22 protein-coding genes, 1 tRNA gene and 2 pseudogenes are annotated in these 22,255 nt (G+C 61.6%); 14 read left to right on the top strand and 11 right to left on the bottom strand.

Features of this window, described 5'->3' with window-relative positions:
• Positions 1–434: 434 nt before the first annotated feature.
• The 4 genes from RYZ20_RS11735 to RYZ20_RS11720 all read right to left on the bottom strand — a co-directional run bounded on the left by RYZ20_RS11735 (position 435) and on the right by RYZ20_RS11720 (position 6,440).
• Positions 435–1,397 (bottom strand): alpha/beta hydrolase, encoded by a 963-nt coding sequence (locus RYZ20_RS11735; protein WP_198037833.1) that lies wholly within the window; start codon positions 1,395–1,397, stop codon positions 435–437.
• A 120-nt stretch (positions 1,398–1,517) separates the two neighbouring features.
• Entirely contained in the window at positions 1,518–2,630 is a 1,113-nt protein-coding gene (locus RYZ20_RS11730) for an ABC transporter permease (RefSeq protein WP_036700974.1), read from the bottom strand.
• A 7-nt stretch (positions 2,631–2,637) separates the two neighbouring features.
• On the bottom strand, positions 2,638–5,376 hold the full coding sequence (gene rbbA, locus RYZ20_RS11725; protein WP_036700977.1) for a ribosome-associated ATPase/putative transporter RbbA: 2,739 nt from the start codon (positions 5,374–5,376) through the stop codon (positions 2,638–2,640).
• Positions 5,373–6,440 carry an HlyD family secretion protein gene (locus RYZ20_RS11720; RefSeq protein WP_036700979.1) on the bottom strand — a complete coding sequence of 356 codons (1,068 nt, stop codon included), beginning with the start codon at positions 6,438–6,440 and terminating at the stop codon, positions 5,373–5,375. The genes rbbA and RYZ20_RS11720 overlap by 4 nt, the downstream gene beginning before the upstream one ends.
• A gap of 261 nt (positions 6,441–6,701) precedes the next feature.
• Here RYZ20_RS11720 and RYZ20_RS11715 point away from each other — a divergent pair, with 261 nt between their 5' ends.
• On the top strand, positions 6,702–7,334 hold the full coding sequence (locus RYZ20_RS11715) for a TetR/AcrR family transcriptional regulator (RefSeq protein ID WP_170294000.1): 633 nt from the start codon (positions 6,702–6,704) through the stop codon (positions 7,332–7,334).
• A 527-nt stretch (positions 7,335–7,861) separates the two neighbouring features.
• Here the strand turns inward: RYZ20_RS11715 and RYZ20_RS11710 are convergent.
• From RYZ20_RS11710 to istA, 4 genes and pseudogenes are all read right to left on the bottom strand, one after another.
• Positions 7,862–8,059, bottom strand: a pseudogene (locus RYZ20_RS11710) (ATP-binding protein); the annotation flags it as partial.
• On the bottom strand, positions 7,996–8,322 hold the full coding sequence (locus RYZ20_RS11705) for a Rossmann-fold NAD(P)-binding domain-containing protein (protein WP_071166597.1): 327 nt from the start codon (positions 8,320–8,322) through the stop codon (positions 7,996–7,998). The pseudogene RYZ20_RS11710 and the gene RYZ20_RS11705, both read right to left, overlap by 64 nt.
• A 35-nt stretch (positions 8,323–8,357) precedes the next feature.
• Positions 8,358–9,152 carry an IS21-like element helper ATPase IstB gene (gene istB / locus RYZ20_RS11700; RefSeq protein WP_071166598.1) on the bottom strand — a complete coding sequence of 265 codons (795 nt, stop codon included), beginning with the start codon at positions 9,150–9,152 and terminating at the stop codon, positions 8,358–8,360.
• Positions 9,142–10,674, bottom strand: a complete 1,533-nt coding sequence (istA, locus tag RYZ20_RS11695; RefSeq protein WP_071166599.1) for an IS21 family transposase — start codon at positions 10,672–10,674, stop codon at positions 9,142–9,144. The genes istB and istA overlap by 11 nt, the downstream gene beginning before the upstream one ends.
• 109 nt (positions 10,675–10,783) lie before the next feature.
• On the opposite strand from istA, the pseudogene RYZ20_RS11690 reads away from it, so the two are divergent.
• The 3 genes and pseudogenes from RYZ20_RS11690 to RYZ20_RS11680 form a co-directional block, all read left to right on the top strand.
• Positions 10,784–11,146: pseudogene (locus tag RYZ20_RS11690) on the top strand (YcbK family protein); the annotation flags it as partial.
• Complete coding sequence (locus RYZ20_RS11685; RefSeq protein ID WP_071166600.1) at positions 11,143–11,388, top strand: hypothetical protein; 246 nt, start codon at positions 11,143–11,145, stop codon at positions 11,386–11,388. The pseudogene RYZ20_RS11690 and the gene RYZ20_RS11685, both read left to right, overlap by 4 nt.
• Positions 11,351–11,542 (top strand): hypothetical protein, encoded by a 192-nt coding sequence (locus tag RYZ20_RS11680; protein ID WP_299913590.1) that lies wholly within the window; start codon positions 11,351–11,353, stop codon positions 11,540–11,542. The genes RYZ20_RS11685 and RYZ20_RS11680 overlap by 38 nt, the downstream gene beginning before the upstream one ends.
• Positions 11,543–11,594: 52 nt before the next feature.
• Here the strand turns inward: RYZ20_RS11680 and RYZ20_RS11675 are convergent, their stop codons facing one another.
• Positions 11,595–12,308 carry a B3/B4 domain-containing protein gene (locus tag RYZ20_RS11675; protein WP_071167252.1) on the bottom strand — a complete coding sequence of 238 codons (714 nt, stop codon included), beginning with the start codon at positions 12,306–12,308 and terminating at the stop codon, positions 11,595–11,597.
• Positions 12,309–12,473: 165 nt separating this feature from the next.
• Between RYZ20_RS11675 and RYZ20_RS11670 the strand changes: the two genes are divergently transcribed.
• The 6 genes from RYZ20_RS11670 (at position 12,474) to RYZ20_RS11645 (ending at position 16,746) form a co-directional block, all read left to right on the top strand.
• Entirely contained in the window at positions 12,474–13,091 is a 618-nt protein-coding gene (locus RYZ20_RS11670) for an XRE family transcriptional regulator (protein WP_071166602.1), read from the top strand.
• A gap of 6 nt (positions 13,092–13,097) precedes the next feature.
• Positions 13,098–13,733, top strand: coding sequence for an FMN-binding negative transcriptional regulator (locus tag RYZ20_RS11665; protein ID WP_071166603.1), 636 nt, complete (start codon positions 13,098–13,100; stop codon positions 13,731–13,733).
• Positions 13,730–14,914 carry a trans-sulfuration enzyme family protein gene (locus RYZ20_RS11660; RefSeq protein WP_155065521.1) on the top strand — a complete coding sequence of 395 codons (1,185 nt, stop codon included), beginning with the start codon at positions 13,730–13,732 and terminating at the stop codon, positions 14,912–14,914. The genes RYZ20_RS11665 and RYZ20_RS11660 overlap by 4 nt, the downstream gene beginning before the upstream one ends.
• A gap of 14 nt (positions 14,915–14,928) precedes the next feature.
• Positions 14,929–15,591 carry a pyridoxamine 5'-phosphate oxidase family protein gene (locus tag RYZ20_RS11655; protein WP_317673662.1) on the top strand — a complete coding sequence of 221 codons (663 nt, stop codon included), beginning with the start codon at positions 14,929–14,931 and terminating at the stop codon, positions 15,589–15,591.
• Between the two features lie 215 nt (positions 15,592–15,806).
• Positions 15,807–16,010, top strand: a complete 204-nt coding sequence (locus tag RYZ20_RS11650; protein ID WP_317673660.1) for a DUF4172 domain-containing protein — start codon at positions 15,807–15,809, stop codon at positions 16,008–16,010.
• Between the two features lie 31 nt (positions 16,011–16,041).
• Positions 16,042–16,746, top strand: coding sequence for an IS6 family transposase (locus RYZ20_RS11645; RefSeq protein ID WP_317673658.1), 705 nt, complete (start codon positions 16,042–16,044; stop codon positions 16,744–16,746).
• A gap of 634 nt (positions 16,747–17,380) precedes the next feature.
• On the opposite strand, the gene RYZ20_RS11640 is transcribed toward RYZ20_RS11645, so the two are convergent.
• Both RYZ20_RS11640 and RYZ20_RS11635 read right to left on the bottom strand, forming a co-directional pair.
• Positions 17,381–17,456 (bottom strand) — tRNA-Ala (locus RYZ20_RS11640).
• Between the two features lie 231 nt (positions 17,457–17,687).
• Entirely contained in the window at positions 17,688–18,011 is a 324-nt protein-coding gene (locus RYZ20_RS11635) for an FYDLN acid domain-containing protein (protein ID WP_317673656.1), read from the bottom strand.
• A 156-nt stretch (positions 18,012–18,167) separates the two neighbouring features.
• Between RYZ20_RS11635 and RYZ20_RS11630 the strand changes: the two genes are divergently transcribed.
• From RYZ20_RS11630 to RYZ20_RS11615, 4 genes are all read left to right on the top strand, one after another.
• Complete coding sequence (locus RYZ20_RS11630; protein WP_317673654.1) at positions 18,168–18,851, top strand: M48 family metallopeptidase; 684 nt, start codon at positions 18,168–18,170, stop codon at positions 18,849–18,851.
• 35 nt (positions 18,852–18,886) lie between these two features.
• The gene (locus RYZ20_RS11625) at positions 18,887–19,534 is read left to right on the top strand and encodes a GntR family transcriptional regulator (RefSeq protein WP_317673652.1); all 648 of its coding nucleotides are present in this window, start codon (positions 18,887–18,889) and stop codon (positions 19,532–19,534) included.
• A 464-nt stretch (positions 19,535–19,998) separates the two neighbouring features.
• A complete protein-coding gene (locus RYZ20_RS11620) occupies positions 19,999–20,649 on the top strand; it encodes a protein-L-isoaspartate O-methyltransferase family protein (protein WP_317673650.1) in 651 nt (216 codons plus the stop codon).
• Between the two features lie 125 nt (positions 20,650–20,774).
• Complete coding sequence (locus tag RYZ20_RS11615) at positions 20,775–22,166, top strand: TolC family outer membrane protein (protein WP_317673648.1); 1,392 nt, start codon at positions 20,775–20,777, stop codon at positions 22,164–22,166.
• Positions 22,167–22,255: the final 89 nt, after the last annotated feature.

Raw genomic sequence — 22,255 nt, 5'->3', positions numbered from 1 at the left:
CACCATACCGGCCAGCGGTGCCAATGTCAGCCGCACAAACAGGCCTGACAAAAGTACGCGCTCGATCACATGTCCAGAGGTTCAGAATTTCCTTGCAAAACGAGCGGCATCCACAAAAGAGAGTTGGGTGCCAGGTTGGCTCCCTCCGCACTGAAATAACCGCCGCAGGTCCGACAAGGGATCCGCTGAACCTGCTCCGGCAGATGCCTGACGCTGTGAGAAAAAACGCGCACCTCACCCCCCCGGATATGATAGGAGAGTTTTAGCCTCTTCCCCGAGACCGTCGATGAACAGACAAGGCTTTTTTCACTTTCTCGCCATCGCCAATTCCCGGCTCGCGGCGTCGGCCATTATGAACGATTACTTGCGAAACAGCACGGAGTGAGGCTATGTGGCCATGGCCTGACTTCTGATGCTCAAGTCTGTCTGACATGTCATTCCGTCAATGCACCGCCAATCCCAGTAAATACACCGCCAACCTGGTTGAAAACGAAGGCCCCTGCCTGACGCATCCCGCCGAATAGGGTATTGTTGTCCATCGCCCCGGCCTCACCGGAGAGAAGGCCGACATAGCGGCTATGGGCAGAATCGTTGGTTGTGATATCGGTGATATCCACAATTCGGATCCCGGTCTCTACCGCGAGACGCTGGATAGCCGGATCATGCACGTCGGCAAGTCCTAGCCGCATCCGTCGAGCTGCCAGCCGCGACGAGAGTTTCAGTGCCGGGTCATCTGATGAGACGAGTACCGTGATCGGATGCTTCATCCGGCCCAAGGTCGCCATCTGGGCACGGAAGAGGTCGATATCGATGTCTGGTGCGGCCAGAACCAGCTCGATCCGGTCAAGAACGGCGCCTCGCCCGGCGAGGCGCAGCTGCACCAGCGTCTCCATCGTCAGCCGCGCACCCATGCTATGGGCGAGCACTGGTACAGGTTCGCTACTACGACGGTTCTTCGTCAGGAGCCCGAGCAGATCGGCGAGGGCTGCACGAGAGAAGTCTGAAGCATCGCGGTCGGCAAGATAGGCTCCCGCATTACCTGCCGAGGGCCAGGTGAAGAGCACCGGCGCACCCTCCAGATGGGCATCAACCGAAAGCTGCACGGCCCGATAGAGCGCCTCCTGATAGCGCGTGTTGAATCCGTGGATATAGAGCCCCACGCCCGAGCGCGGCAGTCGCCCGGCAAAACCCTCGCGGCTGAGCTCGGTCTGCTTGCGCACGGTGAAATTCTTCGTGGCATCGCTGGCCCCATCGGGCCATTCGATCCGCCCCGGCTTATGGCCTGGCGGCACCGAGACCTCATATTCCAGCCAGTTCGGGCTGGTGGCGCGGGTTGCACCATAGGCACCGGGCGATTGCGCATCGGGTGCACGAGTTGTCACTGTCAGCACCTGCACGATGCGGGCACCTGCAGGCAGGGCCCCGTCATCGGGAGCCAGAACCTCGGGCCCCGGGCGTGTGTTGCAGGCAGCCAACACGAGAGTCAGAGTAAGCAGCAGGCGACTGAGCATCTTGTATTACCGCAGGAATTTGCGGAATCGTATCAGCGCCAACCAGAACAGCGCCACTCCGATTGCCGCCAGCACCGTGAATTGCGGCCAGACCACATCCAGTCCTGCGCCCCGGAAGAGGATGGCTTGCGAGAGGATGATGAAATGCGTGTTCGGCGCGGCGAGCATGATGGTCTGGATGATCTCGGGCATGGACTCGCGCGGTGTCATCGCACCCGACAGCACTTGCAGCGGCAAGAGTGCCATCATGAGGAGAAGCGCGAATTGCGGCATCGAGCCTGCAACGGTGGCAAGGAAAATGCCAAGCCCGGTCATCGCGAAAACCATCAGGACTGCACCCGCCAGAAACAGCGCAACCGAGCCCTGCACCGGTACCGCCATCAAGCCCTGCACCACCAAGATGAGCGAGAAGCTCGATCCCAGCAGGACTACCAGACCCATGGACCAGATCTTGGAAAACATGATCTCGGTTGCAGTGACGGGCATGACCAGCAGATGCTCGACTGTGCCATGTTCCTTCTCGCGGATCAGGGCCGCGCCGGTCAGGATCAAAGACAGCATGGTGATTGATTGGATCACGCTGGAAATCGCGCCGAACCATTTCGGATCAAGCGATGGATTATAGCGGGCGCGCAAAGCCAGATCGACGGGCAGCACGGTCTCGGCCCGGTGGCCCGCAACATATTCCGACACCTCTGCCGAGACGATCTGCTGGATGTAGCCGCCGCCCGTGAAAGCCTGACTCATCCTGGTCGCATCGATATTCAGCTGGATCGCCGGGCTTTTGCCCGCCAACACATCACGCGCAAAGTCTGGCGGTATGTTCAGCGCAAAGGTGTCCAGCCCCTGATCCATCCGGTGATCCATCTCGGCCGTGGTGATCATCTGCGGTTCGACAAAATAGGGTGGGTAGAAGGCCGAGGAAATCCGGGTCGACAGATGCGACTGATCTTCGTCGACGATGGAGATCGCGGCATTGGTCAGCGCCTCCGGCTCGGCATTCGAGGAGGTCCAGACCGAAAGCGAGAAGGAATAGACGATCAGCACCAGCATCACCGGATCGCGCCAGAGACCGCGCAATTCCTTGACGCCCAGATTGAAGGTGTTGCGCAGGTTCATCGCATACTCACTTCGCCTGTTTTTGCAGGAAGACCGCCGCCAGCCCCATCACGACGGGAATGGCGATGCCCATAGCCATCATCGGCCCTGCCAGCTCTGCCAGCCCGAAGGACTTCGAGAAGGATCCACGCGCGGCGGTGATGAACCAGGTCGAAGGGTAGATCTCGCCTAGCACCCGGCCAAAGCCTGAGAGCGAGGAGACCGGGTCGATCAGGCCGGAATAGCTGACCGCCGGGATCAGCGTCAGCAGCGCGGTTGCGAAGAGCGCCGCAACCTGGCTTGCGATAAAGACCGAGACGAGGAAGCCCAGTGCCGTAGTCGCTGTGACATAGATCAGCGCCGAAAGGGTGAAGCCGAGGAAACTCCCGTTGAAGGGCACCGCAAAGAAGGTGACCGCCATCGCCATCATCAGGAAGAAGTTCAGCATTGCCAGCGCGATATAGGGGAGTTGCTTGCCAATCAGGAATTCAAGCCGCGTCACAGGTGTGACGTAGAAATTGATGATTGAGCCGAGTTCACGTTCGCGCGCGACCGAAAGCGTCGTCAGTATCGCTGGGATGAGCAACAGCAAAAGCGGTATGATTGCCGGCACCATTGCGTTCAGGCTGCGCACATCGGGGTTGTAGCGGTAGCGGGTGACCAGCTCAAAGCTGCCGGCGGTTGCGGCATCGCCGTAGATCTGTCGGGCCTGGCGCATGATCCAGTCGGTATGCATGCCCTGCACATAGCCTTGCACGGTATTTGCATGTGTGGGGTTGGCACCGTCGAACCAGGCACCGACCTGGACGTTACGGCCTGCCGCAACGTCAGCGCCAAAACCGGGCGGTATTTCGATCGCCAGCGCGAGTTCTCCCGAGCGCATCCGCGTGTCGATCTCATCATAACTCGTCAGCGTCTGCTGTTCGATGAAATAGCGCGAGCCTGCGATATCGGCGATATAGCTGCGGCTGGTGGTAGACTGGTCGCGGTCCAGTACGGCGAAGGTGAGATCCTCGACATCCAGATTGATGCCCAACCCGATCACGATCATCAGAATGAGGCTGCCGACCAGCGCCATGGTCAGCCGGATCGGGTCGCGTTGCAATTGCAGGCTTTCCAACCGCGAATAGCTCAGGAGGCGGCGCAGGCTGAAGGCAGGTTGTGGCGCGGCTTGCGTAGGTGTGGCCTCAGCCACCGGGGCCTCTGATGCGGGCGCAGGGGTGGTATCACCAATCGCCTCTTGAAGATAAGCGATGAAAGCGTCTTCTAGTGTGGCGCAGCCTTTGGTCTTTGTGATGCCTTCGGCTGTATCCGAGACCAGCACCTTGCCCGCATGCATCAGGCTGATGCGGTCACACCATTCGGCCTCGTTCATGAAATGGGTCGAGACGAAGATCGTCACGCCATCCTTGCGCGACAGTTCCGCCAGAATACGCCAGAAGCCGTTCCTCGCCACCGGGTCGACGCCCGAGGTCGGCTCGTCAAGGATAAGGATCTCGGGCGCGTGGATCATCGCCACCGCCAGCGACAGACGCTGGCGAATGCCCAAGGGCAGCGCCTCGGGCAGGCTGTCGATAACATCGCCCAGATCAAAGCGGGCGATCATCTCGGACACGCGTCCGGGGATCTTCTCCGCAGGCATATTGAAAAGCCGCGCATGCAGCTCAAGGTTCTGCCGCACCGTCAGCTCGGAATAGAGCGAGAAGGCCTGGGACATGAAACCGACCCGACGACGCACGGCAAGGTCACTCGCATCGACCTCATGGCCGAAAAGCTTCGCACGGCCCTCGGTCGGCTCCAAAAGCCCCGTGAGCATTTTCATCGTCGTTGTCTTGCCGCAGCCGTTCGAGCCGAGGAAGCCGAAAATCTCGCCCTTCGGTATGCGGAAGGACACGCTATCGACCGCAACGAAATCACCAAAGCGCTGTGTCAGCCCCTCGGCCTCGATGGCGATCTCGCTGTTACCGCCCGCGCGCGGCGGGATCACCACGGCGCTGTCCTCGCCCCGGTCCTCTTCGGGCAACAACGCGATGAAGGCGGCGTCGAGGTTCTCCGCGCCGGTGCGCGACAAAAGATCCGCCGTGGTGCCGGTCGCCAGCACTCGGCCCGCATTCATCGCGACCAGCCAGTCGAACCGCGCGGCTTCTTCCATATAGGCGGTGGCGGTAATCACGCTCATCTGCGGCCGCGTCACACGGATGCGGTCGATCAGATCCCAGAATTGCCGCCGCGACAGCGGATCAACGCCGGTGGTCGGCTCGTCAAGGATCAGGAAATCCGGATCATGGATCAGCGCACAGCACAGCCCCAGCTTTTGCTTCATGCCGCCCGACAGCTTTGCCGCCGGCCGGGCGCGAAAGGGCGTCATCCCGGTCGCGGCCAGAAGATCGGCGATGCGGCGGTCGCGCTCGGCCTTGTTGTGGCCGAAAAGCGAGCCGAAGAAATCAAGGTTCTCCTCGACCGAAAGCGTCGGATAAAGGTTCTTCCCCAGCCCCTGCGGCATATAGGCGATGCGCGGGCAGACGCGATTGCGATGCGCCACATCGCGCATATCGCCGCCCAGAACCTCGACCTTGCCGTCCTGGATCACCCGCGCACCGGCCAGCAGGGACAAAAGGCTCGACTTCCCGACCCCGTCCGGACCGATCAGCCCGACCATGCGGCCCGAAGGGATTTCCAGCGTCACATCATCCAGCGCCGTGACCTTGCCGTAGCGCAGTGTCAGGCCGGAAACTCCGGCGACAGGACCAGAAGCGGGACCGGTCATTTCACGACATTTGCAAGAAAGTCGGGCCAGGCGGTATTGGGGTCAAGCCGCAGATAAGCCATGCCCGGCAGGCCGGTTTTGACATATTCGATATGGCGGGCCAGCAGCTCCGGATCGATGCGGGCACGAACGCGGAACATCAGCTTCTCGCGCTCATCGGCGGTCTCGACCGTCTTCGGTGTGAACTGCGCCACATCGGCAACGTAGGAGACCGTGGCCGGGATCACCAGCTCCTGCGCTGCATCCATCACGAGGCGTACCTCGGATCCCACCTGCACCCTGCCAACCTGCGAGGTCGGCAGGAAGACCGTCATATAGACATCGCCCAGATCGACAAGGCTGAGGATACGTCCGCCCGAGCCGACGATCTCACCCTCTTGCGCGATACGATACTGGATGCGGCCAGAGCGCGGCGCTTTCAGCGTGGCATCGTCCAGCGTGGCCTGGATCGCATCGATCGAAGCCTTTGCCGCATCTACGGCGGCACCTGCATCAACGACCTGAGCCTCGGCGCTGCTCACCCCGGCCAGCGCCGCTGCATGGCTTGCTTCTGCCGAAGCCACCCCTGCACGGGCCTGGGCGTCACGGGCACGATCATCATCGAGCACCTGCTGCGAAATCGCGTTGGATCTGACCAGCTGCTCAGAGCGCGCCAGCCGCAGTGCGGCGGCTTCGGCAACCGACGCCGCCTGATCAACCGCTGCCAGCGCCGCGCGTTCCTGCGCCTCTGCCTGAGCCACCAGCGCCTTTGCGGTCTCGACACCGATCTCGGCCCGGGCAAGCTGCGCCTCGGACTGGCGTTTCTGCGCGTTCAGCTGAACGACGTCCATCTGAACCAGAACATCGCCGGCCTTGACCAGATCACCCTCAGCTGCATTGATTGCAGCGATCCGCCCGCCGGTCAGTGCCGCGATATCGACCTCCGTTGCCTCGATCCGACCATTGGCACTGGTAAAACCTGTCGGCAGACCCGCAGGCTGCAGCCGGTTCCAGGTCAACCACCCAAGTGCAGCTACAACGGCGAGGCCGCCCAGAATGATGGTGTTCCTGCTCGGTTTTGCCATGACCCGCCTCTGATGATGTGCTGATAGATACGTTGCGTATATTCTTCTGCGGTTTTCACTTTACAGATTGCAGTTGTCAACACTCGCTGACGCTGGAGAAATCCTATATTTTAAATACACATAAGTAAGCTGCCGATTGTTATCAGTCGATAAAACAGCTAAGCATAGCACCCTGATCTGAGCTAGATACGAAATATGTCATCGATCAGGGAACGACCACCAGTTGCATTTGTCAGGCACAGCGAACGAAACGAACAACGTATGCCCAGAACAGCGACATTAGCCAGCGGCACCGGCCGCAATTCGGGCCGCCAAAGTGGCAAAGAACGCATTTCGAATGCAGCGATGCTGCTTTTTGCCCGGATGCCTTATTGCGACACCAGTCTACGCGACATTGCGGCCGCCGCAGAGGTCGATGTGGCCTATGTCCATCGATCCTTCGGCTCCAAGGCAGAGATCTTTCGCCACGCGTTGGCGGCGCTTGATCCCTTGGATGACATCATGGTGGCGACAGATGGCCGCTCCATGATCTCCCGGCTCTGTGATCTGGCTTTCCTTCGCGATCCGCGGATACAGGAAGATGTACGCCCGCTACATCTGCTGATTCAATCCAGTCTCTGCAGCGAAGCGCGTGACATCATTGCGCAATTCATTGACACATCGCTTGCTCTCCCTCTGAGCAAGGCTTTCGGCTTTGAAAATCCGGGGCGAGCACATTTTGCTCTTAGCCTTTTGAGCGGATTTGTGACCCATCGTGCGGTGATGGGACCAGCAAACTTTCCGGGTATTCCCGAAGCAGATCAACGACGAATGCTCGAGACTGCACTGACCAATGCAATGTGTGACACAGACGGGAGAAGCGGTCCTGTCGACAAGTCAGCCGATATTGTATGATTTTGGAATCATAATTTTTAGGGGGCACTTCAACCGATACCTGGGAACTATTCTGTAGAACGGGTAGGGTGCGAGGTTCAATGCAGCTACTTGCCCTTCTGGCCGCCAGGGTCTGCAATTGCGCGTTCCATCTCATGCAATTTGCAAAGCATCTGAAACCGTCCGGTAAGCTGTATATGGGTGAGATTACCGTCCTGGTGCTGAACCCAGGATGCACGGATTGAGAAAGATTGGATGCATCAGCGCGCGGGTCCGCGATGACTGGCCTGATGGGCAGTGCAGACCCGCCGTGTCGGGGTTTGTCGACCCATCAGGTCAGAATCGCGACTCTGGAGGCAGCAGATCACGCGGATCTGGGCTGACCTGCGGGTTCATACGGTCCACTTCCATGCGTTGTCGCGCTCGGCGCGGATTCTGTCGATATGCGTCGCGGGCAGGACAGTGCGGAAGGGAGTGTTGAATGTTGCTGAGAACTGACCCGGGTTTGTCACCGAGAACTGACCCACCTTTCAGTTATGTTCTGTGGGTCATGTTTGGGTCAATGCACTTGCGGCTCCCTTCTTTGGTTTGACGGCTGCGGTGCTGGCCCTGAACCTGAAGCTGTCGTTTCCGGTCTCCAGAATATGGCAGCGATGAGTGAGGCGATCGAGCAGCGCGGTGGTCATTTTCGCATCACCGAAGACTGCGGCCCATTCGGCGAAGCTGAGGTTGGTGGTGATGACGACGCCAGCTTATCACGATGACCCGGCTCATGCCCGTTGAAGCCTTTGACGGCCGCGGCCTTCTCCCTCGTCGCTTCTGCATAGTCGTCGATGACGTTCTCAGGAAAGACACTCCGGGCGCGATCTTTCGGCGGCTTCGTGCGGAAGGCGCCCGGTTCGACGATGGTCGTGGTGATGCCGAACGGCGCCACCTCGTCCGCCAGCGACTCCGCCCACCCCTCCAGCGCGTTGTTGATTTCCACCCAGAACTGAGCCGGCATTTCCATCGAGAAGTGAGCCACCTCTGACTATGGATTTCCGGTCATTCAGTGGTCAAGGCGTGATTGTTCTCCTTCTTTTGGCGCGTTGCGGCGGCTGAACTGGCTTTGAAGCGGAAGCTGTCGTTTCCGGTCTCCAGGATGTGGCAGCGGTGGGTGAGGCGGTCGAGGAGCGCGGTGGTCATCTTGGCATCGCCGAAGACCGTGGCCCATTCGCTGAAGCTGAGGTTCGTGGTGATGACGACGCTGGTGCGTTCGTAAAGCTTGCTCAGCAGATGGAAGAGCAGCGCCCCGCCCGAGGCGCTGAACGGTAGATAGCCCAGTTCATCCAGGATCACGAGATCAAGGCGGGTCAGGCTTTCGGCAAGTTGCCCGGCTTTTCCCTTGGCTTTTTCCTGTTCGAGGGCATTGACCAGTTCGATGGTGGAGAAGAAGCGGACCTTGCGGCGGTGATGCTCGATGGCCTGGATGCCAAGGGCGGTCGCCACATGGGTCTTGCCGGTGCCCGGTCCGCCGATCAGGACCACGTTCTGTGCTCCGTCCATGAACTCGCAACGATGCAGTTGTCGCACCGTGGCTTCGTTGATCTCGCTGGTCGAGAAGTCGAAGCCCGAGAGGTCCTTGTAGGCCGGGAAGCGCGCCGCTTTCATATGGTAGGCGATGGAGCGGACCTCGCGCTCGGCCATCTCGGCTTTCAGCAGTTGGGACAGGATCGGCACGGCCGCTTCGAAAGCCGGCGCAGCCTGTTCGATCAGGTCCGTCACGGCTTGTGCCATGCCATGCATCTTCAGGCTGCGGAGCATGATGACGATGGCGCCACTGGCAGGATCATGACGCATGACGGCCTCCTGCAACGGGGGTGCGCAGGCCGTCATAGCGCTCGACATTGGCCTTGGGCTCGCGATGGAGAACCAGAGCCTGCGGGGTATCGAGCGGCGGCCCGCCAATGAGCTTGCCGTCGACCAGCCGGTGCAACAGGTTCAGCACATGGGTCTTGGTTGCCACGCCCTCGGCCAGGGCCAACTCCACCGCGGTCAGCACGGCCTGTTCGTCGTGCTGAAGAACCAGGGCGAGAATGTCGACCATCTCGCGGTCTCCGCCGGGTTTGCGGAGCATCTGCTCCTGCAGTTGCCGGAAGGCAGGCGGGAACTCGGCAAAGGGCGCGCCATTGCGCAAGGCACCGGGCTTGCGCTGAAGAACAGCAAGATAATGCCGCCAGTCGTAGATCGTCCGCGGCGGCACCTGGTGATTGCGCTGGAACACGCGACCATGCTCGCACAGGATGTTGCCCTCGGCCGCGACAACCAGCCGGTCCGGGTAGATCCGCAGGCTGACGGGGCGATTGGCAAAGGACGACGGCACGCTGTAGCGATTGCGCTCGAAGCTGATCAGGCAGGTGGGCGAGACGCGCTTGCTCAGCTCGATGAAGCCGTCAAAGGCGGGCGGCAACGGCATCAGTGCGGCCCGCTCCGCAGCCCAGACGTCATGGATCGTGCCGGGCAGCGTGCCGTGCGGGGTCTCCTGCCACACCTCCAGGCAACGCTGCTGCAGCCAGGCATTCATCATGTCAAGATCGGGAAAGCCCGGCATCTTCTGCAGGATCTGGCGGCGGGAGTCCTGAACGTTCTTCTCGACCTGTCCCTTCTCCCAGCCTGCGGCAGGATTGCAGAACTCCGGTTCGAAGACATAGTGGTTCGTCATGGCCAGAAAGCGGAGGTTGACCTGCCGCTCCTTGCCTCGGCCGACCCGGTCCACCGCCGTGCGCATGTTATCGTATATGCCGCGCTCGGGCACGCCGCCGAACACACGGAAGCCATGCCAGTGGGCATCGAACAGCATCTCGTGGGTCTGGAGCGGGTAGGCGCGCAACAGGAAGGCCCGGCTGTGGGACAGCTTGATGTGGGCCATCTGAAGCTTGGTGCGATCGTCGGCCAGATGCCCGTAGTCTTCGCTCCAGTCGAACTGGAACGCTTCGCCCGGTCGAAAGGACAGCGGAACAAAGGTGCCGCGTCCCGTGGTCTGCTGTTCGCGCTGGCGATCTGTCCGCCATTGCCGCGCAAACGCTGCAACCCGGCCGTAGGAGCCGGTGAAGCCAAGCTTGACGAGATCGGCATGCATCTGCTTCAGCGTCCGCCGCTGCTTGCGCGACTTGCCGGCTTCTGTCTTCAGCCAGCCGGCCAGCTTCTCGGCGAAAGGATCAAGCTTGCTCGGCCGGTCCGGCGTGGCGAACTTCGGCTCGATCGTGCCCCCCGCCAGGTGCTTGGTAATCGTGTTGCGCGACAGGCCGGTGCGCCGCGCGATCTCGCGGACCGACAGCTTCTGCCGAAAGTGCATGCGTCGGATGATGTTCAAAAGTCCCATGTGGATCACTCCCGTTACCCCCGCCGCTCACCGCTTTGGGGAAAGGTTCACATGGCTCACTTCTCAGTGGAAATTACGCGCCGATCCGGCTCAGTTCTGGGTGGAAATCAACATCCTGGGGTTCGGATACTACCCGCGGTCGGGCTTCATGCACATCGATCTTGGCCCTGCCCGGTCCTGGGGCGATCCCTTCCCGGCGCGAGCGGTGCCGTTTGCCCCGGAACTGCCACCCGCGCGCGAAGTCCTGTCGGACAGCCGCACCCTGCGCGGTGGCGGTGCTGCAGGCGCCGCAACTGTCGGCGCGGCCGGGGTCGAAGTGCTGCAGGACGTTCTTGCCGAAACGCAGACCACGATCCAGCCGCTGGTCCCCTACCTCGACACCCTACGCTGGGTACTGATCGCCATCGCGCTGATTGGCATCGCTGTCACGATCCACGCCCGGCTCGACGACTGGAAACGGGGCCAGCGGTGACCCTTTGGCTCCTCGCCCATGGCCCGGCGCGGAAGGCGCTGGGCCTGATCCTCACCGCGGCAGCGATCCTGCTGTTCCTCCTGAACCTGCGCCGCGCCGGTGAACGCGCCGAGCGCGCGGCCGAACGACTTGAAGCCCGAGAGAGAAACGATGCCATCCACCGCCAGATGCTCGACGCCGCCGCCCGCCGCCCTGCTAATCGTGATGCTCTGGCTGACCGGCTGCGCGATGGCAGGTTCTGATGCCCGTGCGCCATGTCCGCCTGTCGTCGACTACACGGCCGCGGATCAAGCACAGGCGGCCGACGAGGTCGAAGCACTGCCGGAAGGGGCCGTCATCGTCAGGATGCTGGGCGACTACGCCGTGTTGCGCGATCAGGCGCTGGCGTGCAGGTAGGGGCGGATAGCAGACAGTCGATGTTACTTCGTTCTTGCCGGATGCCAGGCCGTCACATCCCTGCAAGTGGCTCGCCGCGCGGGCTTGCGGCATCGAACATTTGGACCGACAGCGCCAATTCCGGTGCAATCCTCCGCAAGCCATCCACCAGCATCCGGCCCGCATCCAGCAAAGCCTCCACTGGCATCGGGTCGAGCCGTTCCAGAACGAACCACATGTCCTGGCTCGCTTCGGTGATCTGTGTGCGCGGACCCTGTCGCCAATTCCAACGACGGCAGGTGACGCCGAGGTCGTCGCGCCAGATGACCTCGGCCGCCTCGGGTGCTTCGATCACGGGCTGGCCTTCGGCCGTCGTATGGAAGGGTTCGTTTCCCCTGGCGAGACATAGGCGCGGTAGGCCCGCGTAGGTGGTGGCGTCCTCTCCGCCAACGGGAATAGCGAAGCGTAGGCTGACGGCGTTGTAGAGATCGACGACCGCGTTGAGCGGGCGCATCGCGCCATCCTTCACGGCGCGCTTGCGAAGGGCTTCGGCCGAGCACGGCGTTTTCTTCGGTTTCGCCCCGAAGGCGCGGTAGGCATCGCGCCATGCGTCCAGATGCGCCTCGGCCCAAGGAAAAGCGTCGAGGGACAGCAGCGCCTCGGCCAGCAGGGCCTCGCTGGTGGCATCGCTCGGGCCGTTGCGTCCTCCGCTCACATGGATGCTGAGGGCCATGAAATCCGGACGCAGGGCGAAGATCTCGGCGTCGATGATGGGGTGGAGTGTCATGTGGTCCTCGGTCCGTTGGGCGGGGNCGTCGATGATGGGGTGGAGTGTCATGTGGTCCTCGGTCCGTTGGGCGGGGGACTTCGTCGCATGCGACGCGCTACGTGTCAACAAAGTGAACCGAGATGGTCGTTGACTGTGGACTTTGAAGGGAAGTATCACATCATAATGACCGAAATAGCACGCCCACCCAGCCCCCCCCGCGCAGACGAACAGGAAGCGGTCCTCGCCGCCACGGTCGCCGCGCGTATCTTCGAACTTCGCAAAGCGAAAAGCCTGTCCTTCGACGCTCTCTCCCAGAAGGCCGGCGTCGCCAAAGGCACGCTGGTCCAGATCGAACAGCAGCGCGGCAATCCGAGCATCTCGACGCTTTGCCGCCTTGCCGCGGCGCTGGATGTTTCGGTGGCTGACCTCGTGGCACCGACCGAGGCGACCGCTCAGGCCGTGACAGTCCTTGGCCGTGACGATGCTCGGCAACTCTGGACGGGCCCATCCGGCGGCACCGCAACACTGCTTGCGGGGACGCAAGGTCCCGACATGCTCGAGATCTGGGACTGGGTCTTGATGCCCGGCGAGAGCTTCGAGGCGGCCGTGCATGGGGCCGGAACGCGGGAGCTGATCCATGTGACCGACGGCACGCTGGCACTGACCGTGGATGGGGCGACCCATCTGGTCTCGGCGGGAGGATCGGCCATCGCGCTGACCGACAGGCCACACGCCTACGCCAACCCCGGCAAGGAGCCGTTGCGCTTCACAATGACCGTCCACGAACCCGCTGCGGAGTAGCCCTCGATGTATCAACCCGAACAGCACCGCGAGGACCGTCTCGACGTCCAGCACGACCTGATCGAAACCCACCCCTTCGGCCTGTTGATCTCGCACGACCGCGAAGGCCTTCAGGCGAATGGCTTGCCGTTCCTGCTGCAACGCTCCATCGGACCGTTCGGCCGGTTGCAGGCCCATATTGCCCGCGCCAACTCGCAGTGGCGCGAGCTCGACGGGGCGGAGGTGCTGGTCGTCTTCCAAGGCCCGCTGAATTACGTGACGCCCGCCTTCTACGAGACAAAACGCGAGACTGGGAAGGTCGTGCCGACCTGGAACTATGCGATGGTTCAGGCGCGCGGCACGGCGCGGGTGCGGGCGGATACCGAGTGGCTCGACACGCAGATTTCCGCGCTGACCGACCGGCACGAGGCCGACAGGCCCGAGCCCTGGCACGTCTCCGACGCGCCGCGCACCTATATCGAGGCGCAGCTGCGGGGCATCGTCGGGATCGAGATCGACATCCAGCGCCTCGAAGGCAAGTGGAAGGTCAGCCAGAACCGGCCCGAAGGTGATCGCAAGGGGGTGGCCGCAGGACTGGCCGAGGCGCATCCGGAAATGGCAGCGCTCGTCCGGCGCTACGGCAGGATCGGAGAAGGGGCATGAAGATCGAAACCATGGCTGTCCACGCTGGCGAAGCGGTGGACCCGACGACCCGCGCTTCCTCCCCGAACCTCGTCATGTCCGCGACCTTCCTGCCCCGCGAACTGACCGGCTTCTCGGCCTTGGACGAGGACGAGAGCGCAGGATACATCTATGCCCGCTCGGGCAATCCGACGGTGCGGCAGCTCGAAGAGAAACTCGCAGCACTGGAAGGGGCCGAGGATGCACGCTGCTTCGCCTCGGGTATCGCTGCGACCCATGCGGTGATCATGGGGCGTCTCAGCGCGGGCGATCATGCGATCTTCCCGGAAAACGCCTATTCCGGCACGGCAGAGTTCATCCGCAACAGCCTGCCGCGCTTCGGCATCAATACGAGCTTCGTGGACACGACCGATGCGGACGCGGTCGCCGCCGCGATCACCCCCGCGACCCGCATGCTCTGGCTCGAGACGCCCTGCAATCCGACGCTCCAACTCGCCGATATCGCGCTTCTTGCCGATCTTGCCCATGCGCGTGGCCTGCGCGATGTGGTTGTCGATGGCACCTTCGCCTCGCCCATCGGCACACGGCCGTTGGCGCTCGGCGCGGATTTCGTGGTGCACTCGCTGACCAAATACATCTCGGGCCATGGTGATGCGATGGGCGGCGCTGTGCTGGGTCGCAAGGCCGATCTCGATGCGCTGAACCTCGAAGCTGCGGTGCATTTCGGCGGCGTCCTGTCGCCCTTCAACGCCTGGCTCATCATGCGCGGAGCCGAGACATTGCCGATCCGGATGCGTGCCCATCAATACAACGCAATGGTGGTCGCAAAATGGCTCGAGTTGCACCCTGCCGTGTCCCGCGTGTTCTACCCCGGCCTGCCCTCGCACCCCCAGCACGACCTTGCCCGCAGGCAGATGGCGAACTTCTCCGGCATGATTGCCTTCCAGACGCATCAAGACGGGTCCGAGATCGCCCGCCGGATGGTGAGCGACCTGCAACACGTGCATTTCGCCGTCTCGCTCGGCCATCTCCGCAGCCTGATCTACTGGATCGGCACTGACGACATCCTGCAATCGACCTATCAGCACCCTCCCGAGGCCGAGGCGCGGTTCCGTGCGCTTACGGGGCGGGGCATCTTCCGCCTGTCGGTCGGGCTGGAACACCCCGACGACATCTGCGCCGATCTGGCCCGCTGCCTGTGACCGGAGCGCTGAAGATGACCGAAACTCTCCCCCTGACCGACCGCAGCCGCCTCCGCCGTATGCATGACCTCGGCAGGTTCGACGTCGCCACCATCCACGCCATCCTCGATGCCCAACCGCTCTGCACCGTGGCCTACGTCCGCGACGGCAAGCCCTACCTCACCCCGACGCTGCAATGGCGCGAGGGGGATCGGGTCTACTGGCACGGCTCTTCCGCCAGCCACGCCCTGTGCGCAGGGAAGGGGCAGGATGTCTGTATGAACGTGACGATCCTCGACGGCTTCGTCCTCGCCCGTTCCGGCTTCAACCATTCGGTCAATACGCGCTCCGTCACGCTGTTCGGCATTGCCGAGGTGGTGCCAGAGGAGGAAAAGGCCGCGCACCTCACCGCGATGATCGAGGGCCTCTGGCCGGGCCGCAGCGCGCTCTTGCGTCCGATGTTGCCGCAGGAGGTGAAGGCTACAACGATCCTCTCGCTGCCCATCACCGAAGGCAGCGCCAAGATCCGATCTGGCCCGCCCACGGACGAACCCGACGACTACGATCTGCCGATCTGGGCCGGTGTCTTGCCCGCATCTGTCACGCTGGGTGCTCCCATCGCCGACCCACGCAACAAGGATGGTGCCGATACGCCGGACCATGCAAAGGGAGTTGCTCGCATAGCCGGGCAAGCCTGAGCGCGACCGGCGGTTTTATTTACCTGAACGTCCGCTTTGGGCCGAGAGAAGTCGTTGCAGCGCGACGGGCCAATGGCCGCGCCTGGCGTCAGGTCCCCGACTTATCAAGCTCATGCGGAGATTAGCGTCCATATTCTCCGCAAGTTCTGCGTCGCTTAGTCTTGCATATGCGGAGAATGCAGCCCACAATCGCCGCACCTAGCGCGGAGAATATGATGTACATCTGGGAGCAACCAGACTGGCCAAGGCTGACCTGGCAGGATGGCAGCATCGCCGCGCCCCTAGCTGCCGTGCGTCACGACCAGGGGCGACTGATCGGCCGGATGGAAGCGCTGGGCTTCAAGCTGCGCGAAGAGGCGGTCCTTCAGACGCTGACCCAGGATGTCGTCAAGAGGCATTGTCAAAGGAAACCGGGTTGAGGGGGGCAGGGCGGTTCCGTAGCGTCCTGTCATGACACAACGCAGCCCCTTCCGTTACTTCAAAACCAGCCCCGAGATTATCCGCTTGGCGGTGATGCTCTATGTCAGGTTTCCTTTGTCGCTAAGAAATGTCGAAGACCTGCTGCATGAGCGGGGGATCGATGTCAGTCATGAAGCTGTTCGATATTGGTGGCACCGGTTCGGTCCGATGTTCGCCGCAGAGATCCGGAAACGTCGTATCGAGGGGATGCGGTCGAGCCGTTGGCGCTGGCACCTCGACGAGGTTTTCGTGAAGATAAACGGCGAAAGGCACTACCTCTGGCGAGCGGTGGATCACGAAGGCGAAATACTGGAAAGCTACGTGACAAAGCGCCGGGATAAGAAGGCGGCGTTGAAATTCCTCAGAAAAGCAATGCGTAAGCATGGTCGTCCGGAAGTGATTGTCACAGATCGATTGCGTTCGTACGGGGCCGCGCTGAAGGAAATTGGCAATTCTGATCGCCAAGAAACCGGCCGCTGGTTGAATAATCGTGCTGAGAATTCGCACCTGCCGTTCCGAAGGCGAGAACGGGCGATGCTGCGCTTCCGACGGCTACGAAGTCTGCAGAAATTCGCCGCCGTCCATGCTTCCATCTACAACCTATTCAACTCGGAGCGCAGCCTTTCCTCCAGATCAAATTTCAAGCTGAACCGCCACGCCGCTCTCGCCGAGTGGCGCGGGCTTCTTGCGGGGTAAGGCTGGTGCTAATTTGGCAAACGGAGACTGGTTCGCATTGGTCTGACAGCTCCCTGAACAGAGCTAACCAATAAACGAGGACACCAAGGGGAGCAGGTCAGGGCCGACACCCTAGCCGAGGACCCCATGTGTGCGGGTATAGAGGACATGTTGAGTGCACTGACGCCGAGCGCAGCGGGTCTTCAGTTGTTTCAAACGTTCGTTCGGGATGCCTATCGTCGGAAGGTCCAACACTCGGAACGAGACAAGCTAGAGGTAACTAAGAATCTAGATAAACTGGCCGCTCGTCGCAGCCGATTGCTGGATAGGATAATCGACGAAGAGGATCCAGAAATTGCTTTTGCGCTCAAGGCGAGGCTTAGAGATTATGATCTGAATCTGAAGTTGATGGAGCGGCAGAAGGAACAGTTTCATCAGATTTCGCACGCTAGCCCGAATTTGTTCGAACACTCTCGTGGTTTTCTTGCAAGCCCTTTGAATCTTTGGAGAAAAGGGGGGCTTTCGGTGAAACAAGCTATAATGCGAGCGTGCTTTGCTCAGCCTCCACGATATTCATTAAAAAATGGATTTCGAACACCCGAACTAACGTTTATTTTCAAGGTGTTGGCAGATTCTGAGGGCGGAGAAGAGAATTTGGTGGAGCCAAGGGGGGTCGAACCCCTGACCTCTTGAATGCCATTCAAGCGCTCTCCCAACTGAGCTATGGCCCCACCGGAGGTCAAATCCGAGCGATGCCCGGTCTGTGGGGAGGCGTATATTCAGATCGCCGGATGGGTGCAAGTGGAAAGTTTGCCAGTTCCCGACGAAATATTCGCGGGTGAAATTTGCCATGCCGGGCTGCCTGGTGATGCGAGGCGGGTCCGTGCCGAAACGCGCGCACGACGTCTAAAAAACAAAGGGCGCGGAAAGCCCGCGCCCTTTGTCCTGGTCTCATGTAACGATCAGTTGTCGTCGTCGTCTTTGCCGACATCCGCGATTTCGTCGAGCGAGACATTGTCGTCATCGTCGTCGTCGAGCAGATCATCATCCAGATCCACATCGCCCGCGTCGTCATCCAGATCCTCGTCGTCGATATCGTCAACTTCGACCTGGTTTTTCATCTCCGCCTTATCCGACACAAGCGACCGCGAGCGGCCGTCGTTCAGGCTCTCGAGGGAGAAGCTGTTCGAGCAGACCGGGCAGGTCATCGGGTCCTGGTTCAGGTCATAGAACCGGCTGGCGCAATGCGGGCAGAGGCGCTTGACGCCCCATTCCTCTTTCGGCATGGAAATCTCCTAGCATCGCTCTAAAAGTCAGAGTCGAGGCCAACTGCCATAATGACTGCGGGGTGTCAAAGGCTTTTCGCCTTCAATTGAGTGAAGCCGCGCCTTCCCTGCCGAACAAATGCGAAAATTGCCCCGAAAGGACAAGTCCTGACCCGTTTGACCCTGACCGATGGAACCGAGGTTCCGATTACGCTGCGCCGTTCGTTGCGGGCGCGGCGGTTCAGTTTGCGGGTGTCGCGGGTGGATGGAGCCGTGACGCTGACCCTGCCGCAGCGGGCCTCCGAGCGCGAGGGGCTGAATTTTGCGCGCGGGCAGGTGGCGTGGCTTGATAAGGTGATGGCCGATATGGTGCGGCCCGAGCTTGTCGCGCATGGGGCGACGCTTTGGTTCGAGGGGCGCGACCATATCATTACGCCTGCGCCGGTCCGCGCGGCGCGGGCCGAAGACGGGGCGATTCTGGTGCCGCGCGATTCTGCACGTCTTGGATCGAGCCTTGAGGCGTTTCTTAAACTGGCGGCACGCCAACGCCTGCAAGCGGCAAGCGAGCGCTATGCGGCGCAACTGGGTGCGCGGTTCAGCAAGATCTCTTTGCGCGATACCCGTTCGCGGTGGGGCTCGTGCAGCCATACCGGCGCGCTGAGCTATAACTGGCGGCTGGTGATGGCTCCGCCAGAGGTGCTGGACTATGTCGCGGCGCATGAGGTGGCGCATCTGCGCGAGATGAACCACTCGCCCGCGTTCTGGGCGGTGGTGGCGGGGCTGCGGCCCGATTATGCGCGCGAACGGGCGTGGCTCAAGCGCGAGGGCGGGCGACTTCATGCGATCCGGTTTCGTGCCTGATTGACGGGCGCGGGATTTGTGATCACAAAGACCCTATGACAACGATCACAACCCGCCCGATCGAGGGTGCTGCCCATGACAGGCTTTATCGCACGCTGCGTCAGCAGATCATGCATGGCGAACTGTTGCCGGGTCAGGCGCTGACGCTGCGTGGCCTTGGCAACCAGTATGGCGTCTCGATGACCCCCGCGCGCGAGGCGTTGCGCCGCCTTGTGGCCGAGGGGGCGCTGATGCTGTCCTCCTCGGGGCGGGTGGCGACGCCTGAACTGTCGAACGACCGGATCGAGGAACTGGCGGCGCTGCGCGCTCTGATCGAGCCGGAACTGGCCGCCCGCGCCCTTCCGCGCGCCCACCTTGCGCTGATCGACCGCCTGAGCACGATCAACACAGCCAATGCCGAGGCCGTCGCCAAGCACGACCCCGTGGGCTACATCCGCACGAACCTCGAATTTCACCGCACGCTTTACCTGCGTGCCCAAGCGCCCGCGATGCTGGCGGTGATCGAAACGGTCTGGCTCCAGCTTGGGCCGACGATGCGCGCGCTGTATAATCGCGTGTCGCGCAACGAGCCGCCCCGCCATCACCGGATGATTCTGGCCGCTTTGCGGGCCGGGGACGAGCCGGGATTGCGTCTTGCCTTGCGCGCGGATGTTACCCACGGGCTGCGCCATCTGGCGGGGTAGGTGCTGGCGGCGATGGGCTTCAGCATGTCTGTTATGCCAACGGGACCGCGCGTCGCATGGCTGCGCATCCATCTCGGGCGGGCGGATTGACGCGCCGCAGGGTCCGGAAGGTTTCCGTCAAACACATATCCCGCGAGGCCACGATCTGCGGAAATGCCGCTCGGGGTGGCAATTTGTCGCGAGGTGTTTGCCGACGTGGCTGAAAGGCACTCCGCTGCAGGTTTTGTGGGGGGGGAGCATTCCATTGAGGCCAAGCGCGTCGAAAATGGCCGGTCTGTGGTCCGCAATATCGAGCGCGTCTTGTGTCAGGGCGCAAAATCGAACCCATAAATTCGTTTTTGCGGGTTGAGATACGAGGGCGCCGGACCAGAAAAATAATGGTCTCTCCGGTTTGCCGCGGTTGCCCAAGCCTGCCTAATATGTCAAAACGCCGCGAGACTTCCTTTTGCCGAAAGAGTCAGGCCATGCAAGATTTCGCAGCGCGTCGCACAATGATGGTCGATACGCAGGTTCGCCCGAACGATGTGACGAAATATCCGATCATCGAGGCGATGCTCAACGTCAAGCGCGAGGCTTTTGTGCCCGATGCCCGCCGCGAGGCCGCCTATATCAGCGAAAACATCGAGATCGCGGATGGTCGCGTGCTGCTGGAGGCGCGCAATTTCTCGAAAATGCTGGAAGCGCTGAATATCCAGTCGGACGAGCTGGTGCTCGATATTGGCGCGGGGCTTGGCTATTCGTCGGCCGTGATCGCGCGGTTGGCCGAGGCTGTGGTCGCCGTCGAGGACGAGGCGCTGGCAAAGCTGGCCGAGGCAAAGCTGGCCGAAGCGGGCGTGGATAACGCCGCTGTCGTCGCCGGTGCGCTGGCCGAAGGGGCGCCCAAGCATGGTCCCTATGACGTGATTATTCTGCAAGGCGGTGTCGAAGAGGTTCCGGCGGCAGTTTTGGCGCAGCTGAAAGAAGGCGGCCGTATCGCGGCAATCTTTATGGATGACGCGCTTGGCACTGTGCGGATCGGTCACAAGATGGACGGACACGTCGCGTGGCGCTTTGCGTTCAACGCAAGCGCGCCGCTTTTGTCCGGTTTTGCCAAGGAAAAATCGTTCGAGTTCTGAGAGGCTCTTGCCTTCCTTGGAACATATCGGCACAGTTGAATGTAAACCGTGCGGTTCGGTCGCGCGGTTTCGTCCGTAGACGAGCAGGCGGACATAACAAAGGCTGGATGAGGAAGGCAGGCAAAATGAGCAAGGGCTTCAAACCGGTTGTATGTGCGGCGATCGCGTCGCTTGGGCTGATTGCCGCGCCGCTAAAGGCCAGCGCGGAGACGTTGGCGGATGCGCTGGTCTCGGCCTATCGCAACTCCAATCTTCTGGAACAGAACCGCGCGACGCTGCGTGCTGCGGACGAGGATGTCGCAGGGGCTGTTGCGGCGCTGCGCCCCGTCGTAAGCTGGATCGGTTCGGCGGGTTATAGCGATTATCTGCATTCGTCTTCGGCAGGTGGCATGGGCACAAGCCTGAAACTGCTGGGCGAGATGACGCTTTACGATTTCGGGCGCAGCAAGACGGGCGTCGAGATTGCCAAGGAATCGGTGCTGGCCACGCGCGAGGCGCTGGTCAACGTCGAGCAAGGCGTGCTTCTGGCCGCCGTGCAGGCCTATGCCGATGTGAAATCGGCCTCGGAACAGGTCGCGATCAACCAGAATTCGGTGCGTGTGATCGGCGAAGAGCTGAAGGCCGCGCAAGACCGGTTCGAGGTGGGCGAAGTGACCCGCACCGATGTCTCGCTGGCCGAGGCACAACTGGCCGCGGCGCGCGCACAACTGGCGGCATCGCAGGGCACGCTCTCTGTCGCCCGCGAAAGCTATAAGGCGGCGACGGGGCATTATCCCAAATCGCTGAACGGTTTCCCGAAGGCACCGAAGCTGCCGCGCTCGGTCGATGAAGCGCGCGCAACGGCGGTTCAGGCGCATCCGGCGATCAAACAGGCGCAGCACACCGTTTCGATTTACGAGTTGCAGATGCAGCTTGCCGCGCAAAACCGGATGCCGGTGATCGGTGGGTCGGCGTCGGTGACGATTAACGAAGGCGGCTCAAATACCCTGCAGGGAGCGGACCCGCTGAGCATCGGCGTGCAGGCGCAGCAGACGATCTATTCGGGCGGCGCGCTGTCATCGGCGCACCGCAAGGCGATTGCGGGCCGCGACGGGGCGCGCGCCGGTCTGAACGACGCTGCGGCTCAAGTCAGCGAGAGCGTCGCGAATGCATGGGCTGCAATTGACATCTACCGCGCGCAGATTCGCGCCTTTGATGAACAAGTCCGCGCCGCGCGTCTGGCCTATCAGGGTGTCAAGGAAGAGGCGACCTTGGGCGCCCGCACGACGCTGGATGTTCTGGACGCCGAGCAAACCTTGCTGGACGCGCAGGCCTCGCGCATTGATGCCGAATCCGCGATGCAGGTAGCATATTATCAACTTTTGGCCGCTATGGGTCTATTGACGGTAGAAAACCTCAATCTCGGGATCGCGACATATGATCCGGCGGCCTATTACAATGCGGTGCGCAGCGCGCCTTACAGTAGCACACAAGGTAAAAGCCTTGACCGTGTGCTCAAGGCGATTGGCAAAGAGTAACCTGAACCTACCGTTTTCGGGCGGGCGACCCTTTTGGGTGGCCTGTTCCTGCATTTTGAACAAAGACTTGTGCGCTATTTCCGCTTCGG

The organism is Pseudothioclava alba, assembly GCF_033100795.1.
GTDB lineage: Bacteria > Pseudomonadota > Alphaproteobacteria > Rhodobacterales > Rhodobacteraceae > Pseudothioclava.
The sequence above is the reverse complement of the archived record's forward strand: the minus strand, read 5'-3'. Positions and strand labels throughout refer to the sequence as shown.